2 protein-coding genes are annotated in these 1,407 nt (G+C 70.9%); both read right to left on the minus strand.

Going from position 1 to position 1,407, the window contains the following annotated elements; genetic code table 11:
- The coding region (locus tag O3Q52_RS53050) for an AAA family ATPase (protein WP_269655543.1) at positions 1-932 on the minus strand (932 nt) is incomplete at its 3' end.
- 172 nt (positions 933-1,104) lie between these two features.
- Positions 1,105-1,407 (minus strand): response regulator transcription factor (locus O3Q52_RS53055; RefSeq protein WP_269655544.1); only part of this gene is annotated, 303 nt, incomplete at its 5' end.

A 1,407-nucleotide genomic window follows, 5' to 3' on the forward strand; every position in this document is an offset into this window, starting at 1 on the left:
GCGTTCGCACGGGCGGCCGACCCCCGCAGGGTCTGCGTGGGGCGGGCTCCCGCGCTCGCGACCAGCAGGGTCTGCCGGGCCTCGGTGGACAGCAGTTCCAGGCGGCTGAGGACGAGGGCCCGCAGCGAGGTCGGCACCGGCAGCGGCTCGCCCGGGCGGGGCGGCGTCGGGCTCTCGGCCAGGGCGCGGGCGAGCTCCAGCGCGAACAGCGGGTTGCCGCCGCTGGTGTGGTGGATGTCCCGCAGCGTCGAGCGGCGCAGACCGGTGTAACCGCGGGTGACCAGCAGCTCGGACACCTGCGGCCGGGACAGCGGGGTCAGCCGCAGGGCCAGCGCCTCCGGCGGATACGCGCGTAGATACGGGTCGTGTTCTTGTTCCTTCGGTTCCGTGCCGGTGCGTACCGCGCCGAGCATCCGCACCGGCATCCCACCGAGGCGGCGGGCTGCGAAACCGAGCAGCTCGGCGCTGGGCGCGTCCAGCCACTGCAGGTCGTCGGCGACGAGGAGGACGGGACCTTTGGCCGCCAGCGCGCGCAGCACCGACAGCACCGCGAGTCGCAGCGCGAGACCGTCCTGGTGCAGGGACGATTCGGCGCGGCCGGTGAGCGCCGCTTCGAGCGCGGCCTTCTGCGGGGCGGGCAGCGCGTCGGCGACCTCGTCGGCGACCAGGCCGAGCAGATCGACCAGAGCGAGGAACGGGAGATGGGATTCCGACTCGGTTGCCGAACAGCGCAACACAGTTCGGGCTGATTCGGCATATTCCGCTGCCATTGCCCGCAGGACGGTCGACTTTCCTATTCCGGGCGGACCGTGCAAGAGAAGGCTGCCGCCTCGGGAGAGCTGCTCACGTGCTCGTCTGAGTACCTCGTCCCGCCCGACGACCTGCTCGGAACGGGGTCTGACAGGCTCCTCGAAATCCCGTCGCACGCGCACCGCTCCCCTCAGTCGTGTTCGGCTCAATATTAAGCAAAGAGCCCTTGAATTTCGGAGGGTTGCGCCGTGAGGGAAATAACAGAGATCAGGTATACGGGATTTCAGCGTGCCCGTGCATGTATAGAGCGCGGAGCGAGGTATGGACCTTCAGGGCGGCAGTCAAGAACGGATCTCAGGGCAGCAGCCCCGCCCGCCGCGCCTCCACCACCGCCTCCAGCCGGGTGTGCGCGCCCAGCTTTCGCATCGCCGAGCGCAGATAGGCCTTCACCGTCTCCGGACGCAGCCCGAGCCGGTCCCCGGCGGCCGCGTTGGTCGTACCGATCGACACACAGGCAAGAACGTCCAGCTCACGCGGGGTGAGCCGGACCCGCCGGGCCGTCGGCACCGGGCCGGGCGAGGCGGTGAGGGTGGCGCAGACCGCCAGCAACTCCGCTCGCAGCGCCGGGTCCACGACGCGCGGGGCCAGCGCGCGCAG

This window comes from Streptomyces sp. ActVer (genome assembly GCF_027270795.1).
Taxonomy (GTDB): Bacteria; Actinomycetota; Actinomycetes; order Streptomycetales; family Streptomycetaceae; genus Streptomyces; species Streptomyces umbrinus_A.